Source organism: Rahnella perminowiae (genome assembly GCF_019049755.1).
In the GTDB taxonomy this organism is placed as follows: Bacteria; Pseudomonadota; Gammaproteobacteria; order Enterobacterales; family Enterobacteriaceae; genus Rahnella; species Rahnella perminowiae.
Map to the genome: position 1 here is coordinate 1 of NZ_JAFMOS010000303.1, position 3,975 is coordinate 3,975.

General features: G+C 46.4%; 3 protein-coding genes. 2 read left to right on the forward strand and 1 reads right to left on the reverse strand.

What is annotated here, in order from left to right; all coding sequences use genetic code 11:
• Positions 1–284: 284 nt before the first annotated feature.
• Positions 285–1,271: a transposase gene (locus tag J1785_RS02785; protein WP_217218759.1), complete on the reverse strand. Its 987-nt coding sequence runs from the start codon at positions 1,269–1,271 to the stop codon at positions 285–287.
• A 356-nt stretch (positions 1,272–1,627) separates the two neighbouring features.
• Here J1785_RS02785 and J1785_RS02790 point away from each other — a divergent pair, with 356 nt between their 5' ends.
• Positions 1,628–2,650 carry an IS110 family RNA-guided transposase gene (locus J1785_RS02790; protein WP_217218760.1) on the forward strand — a complete coding sequence of 341 codons (1,023 nt, stop codon included), beginning with the start codon at positions 1,628–1,630 and terminating at the stop codon, positions 2,648–2,650.
• A gap of 766 nt (positions 2,651–3,416) precedes the next feature.
• Positions 3,417–3,746 (forward strand): hypothetical protein, encoded by a 330-nt coding sequence (locus tag J1785_RS02795; RefSeq protein WP_217218761.1) that lies wholly within the window; start codon positions 3,417–3,419, stop codon positions 3,744–3,746.
• Positions 3,747–3,975: the final 229 nt, after the last annotated feature.

A 3,975-nucleotide genomic window follows, 5' to 3' on the forward strand; every position in this document is an offset into this window, starting at 1 on the left:
TTTCACGTATCTGTGTGTAATGATTTTTAATTAGTTCGCAGTAAATATGATGTAGTTAGGATCACTGATTCACCGCGAAAAGTTACGAGATTCTGTACTGCTTTGATTCTATACGCTTTATCTCAAAAACTATAACACTAATTTTTTCACTTTTAACGACAATATTGTCACTATTTGATGAAAGTAGCTGCAACGCATCGACCACATATCCATCGTTCAGCTAACCTTGGGATTTTTCCATCTCCCGCTGTCCGCTTCACGCCCTGAGACATTCGACAAGCTTTTTATGGCTTCAGTAAGGGCGAGTGTCGCGCTTCGAGAGCCAGCAAATACTTCGCTTCATCGTACTGGGTTCTGGTCTTCCAGCAGCGGTAAATGATCCTTATCCATTTGAAGGCAAGAGCCCGGATTGCAGACTGGTGAGATTTTCCTTTTTCTCGCAGTCCCTGATAATAAAGTCTGGCCCAGTATGATGAGTTAACCGTCTTGGCAGCCCATTCAACGAAGGTCTGCCTGACGAACTTGGCACACTGCCATCTCCAGTGAACCCAGGATTTCTGGCCACTTCTTTCTGTCACCGGTGCAATACCTGCGTAGTTTTGAATTTCTTCAGCGCTATTAAACCGGTTGCGGTTATCACCAAGTGCAGCAAGCATTCTTGGGCCCATACAAGGTCCCATGCCCGGAAGTGATTTGAACAGCCCCGCATCTGGCAACGTGTCAAATAGCGTTTCGATTCGTTCGTCATAGGTTTTGATGATTTCACTCACGACTTTAATTTGTGTCGCCAGTGCTGTTGCCATCAAAGCATTAGCCTCTATAACACTCGAGTCTGTCGTCAATGGGATCGCGTTATCAATACTTACAACACGCTGCTCGGTAAGGGCCATTGCGCGACCACCTTTGGCATTCAGAAAGTTGCGGATCGTGTCGCGCCTGGCTCGTTTAAGTTGTTGCAGACTGGGCCATCGTATAATCAGCTCACACAACAGTAAGCTACCCCGATGTGAGAACCACTCCAGGGGCTGAGGATAATACTGTTTAAGCGTGTTGATTATACGGTTCACAAAACGGCGTTTATCTTCAACCAGTTGACGACACTGCTCAACCAGTTGCTGGAGTAACTCAGTAAGCCAGGCATCAAGCGCTTCTGCTGTATGTTCAATCACATGGAATACGCGTTCGCCGTTTTTAAACTGAACACAGACATCGTGTTTTTTATCCGCCCAGTCCAGACCAACGTGCGCAGCAAACTTATTAGTCACAGTCATCACCAACTCCTTTTTATCGGGGATTGGTATGCATTCCACGCTCTTCGAAAGAAATATAGCCAGCAGTTTATCTGCATGCCCTGAGTATTCGTTAGCGAACGTGGAGCACCTACTGGTTCGAAAGGAAAGCGGCGATCATCACATGATTCTCGCTCAATATTCGTAACCAGTAAGCGCATACCCTGAATCACTTAAAAGTGTAATTCTCAGGGTCCGAATGACTATAGGTCGCTCAGAGCTGCCTGTCATGTGTGCTTAAGAAATGGCCTTAGCGAATGGAAGGGACTTCCCCTGGATATGCACCTGGTTAACTTTCATGCAATCATGGGATAAACATTGACCCAGAGGGATTCGTTATGACCATCACCACTGTCGGTATCGATCTTGCTAAAAATGTGTTTGCTGTTCACTGCGTTGACCAAAATGGTAAAGCAGTTCTGGTTAAACCCAAGGTGTCGCGTGCAGCACTTTCTGAACTCATCGCTGGTTTACCTCCCTGTGTCATTGGAATGGAAGCCTGCTCGGGTGCCCACTATTGGGCAAGATTATTCAGGCAGTATGGCCATGATGTCCGGTTGATGGCACCGAAATTTGTCTCACCCTATCGCATGGCGGGTAAGACCGGGAAAAATGATGCAGCTGATGCAATAGCTATTTGTGAGGCTGTGCAGCGGCCGCATATGCGCTTTGTACCCGTCAAAGATGAAAGCCAGCAGGCAATGCAATGCTTACATAGGACAAAACAGGGATTTATTCAGGAAAGAACAGCGACGTATAACCGTCTTCGGGGGTTGGTATCTGAATTCGGGGTTATTGCCCCACAAAGCACTGATGCTCTGCGTCATGCTGTTTCTGACCAGAAGGAAACTCTGCCAGTACAGGTCAGGCTGTGCATTGATGATCTATTAGCACATTTCACTAATATTGAAGAGAAAATCGCCGAATATGACAGGGTGTTATCTCGTGTTGCCAAAACAGATCATCGCAGCCAGCAGTTAATGGAACTGAAAGGTATTGGGCCCACAACGGCGAGTGCGCTGGTCGCCAGTATTGGCAATGCCCATGATTTTAAGAACGGGCGCCAACTGGCAGCCTGGTTGGGGCTAACGCCATCACAATACAGTAGTGGCGGAAAATCAAAGCTTGGCAGGATAACAAAAGCGGGTGATGCCTACCTGCGAACCCTGCTGGTCCAGGGAGCCCGTTCTGTTATGGTAGGGGCAGAGAATAGAACGGACTCGTTTAGCCGTTGGGTCTGCTCGTTGATTGGTAGGCGGGGATACTGGCGTGCTGTCGTTGCAATCGCCGCCAAGAATGCGAGGTTGTGCTGGGCATCATTACATTACGGCGATGACTTCAGACTGTATTCAACAACGTGAAAAATTAAACTGAGTAGTAACTGAACTGTAACTCGTTGATGGTAAAGGGTTAGACCCCCGTGAGAAGTATCTGCATATCCTACTGGATATCACTATCCGATTAACGAAGGAGGATCTCACGAGCGTCTTTCATCAGGGTCCGAATCAATAGCGATTCAGCGTGACCGTTTATAGTAGTGCAGTCTCATCCCTTGCCTTTCATTGATGAACAGCCAGAAATTAAAAACCGGCGTTGACTGTTCGGGGAAGCCCTTATAGTAGGATATTTTCCGTTTTCCAAGCGGACCCCGTAACGTGGTTTTTCGCACATTTGGCCCTCAACCCCCAGTATCGGCTTTCGCACGCTCAAGCCTCTTTAAAAACGGTCCAGCAGGACGGGGGGGACTGGGGAATATTCCGATCACAGACCGGCTGCGCCGGGCGTACGGCGACGTTTGGGTACAAGGCTATGCGGAACAACGTTTGTCGCCTTCATGCCGCTATGCGGCATAACAGCGTCAGACACCGTCTTTTAGCTGGCAGCACGATAATATTCTTTCGATTTAAATGTAGTGATATAATTAATTGAAAACCAATGTTGGAGATTATGTTGTGAAAAGAGAAAAGCAAAATTATCAGCTATCTATTCCGGATGATGACTATAAAATGCGGCATGTGATGACGGAACATAAAAAAAATTACGAATCTCTTGTAAAATGGTGCGCGCAGGTTCAGATTTTCAATCTCCAGTAATCTTTACCGTGAATTCTTTAATGAGGTCTTCTTTATGTCGCACGATATTTTTCCGGTTGAGTTCAAAGATGGTTCACGCATGTACGGTATTAACGATGGAACGTCCTGCTATATGTATCCTTTTCTCTTTCATACGCAAAAAGTAGCTCAGGCCTGGCTATCCAGCGGCGACAGAGATACCCGTATTTTGCCTACAGAACCTGATAATGCACGGATGACGGAAGAAGACGTGATTATCTACCCGGATGATTCATGGGCGTTTAACTCTCGCGTCTCGCGTCCAGCAGCTTGGATAACTGGCCCCAACAAAGATGTGAGCCGGGAAGAAACCTGGGAAGATCACACCATTTATTGCCGTGACTGATGAAGATCGCTTGTATCAGATAACCCGTTAAGCTTATTTGACTGTGTTTTTGGCCTCAAATGAGGTTCGAAATATCGTTTTTGGTCATGTTGATACTCAGTAGTATCAATATCGAGTTTTAAGAGCGCTTAGCGTGGACTTTTACATCACTGTACGTTAAATCCCTTATAGTAGTTTGAAATTGAAAGTTGACCTTACGTAGGTGAATCCTCTCGATAAAGTTGAGACT

Coding starts and splice junctions, on each gene's coding strand:
- J1785_RS02785 (WP_217218759.1), bottom strand. CDS start 1,271: ATGACTGTGACTAATAAGTTTGCTGCGCACGTTGGTCTGGACTGGGCG.
- J1785_RS02790 (WP_217218760.1), top strand. CDS start 1,628: ATGACCATCACCACTGTCGGTATCGATCTTGCTAAAAATGTGTTTGCT.
- J1785_RS02795 (WP_217218761.1), top strand. CDS start 3,417: ATGTCGCACGATATTTTTCCGGTTGAGTTCAAAGATGGTTCACGCATG.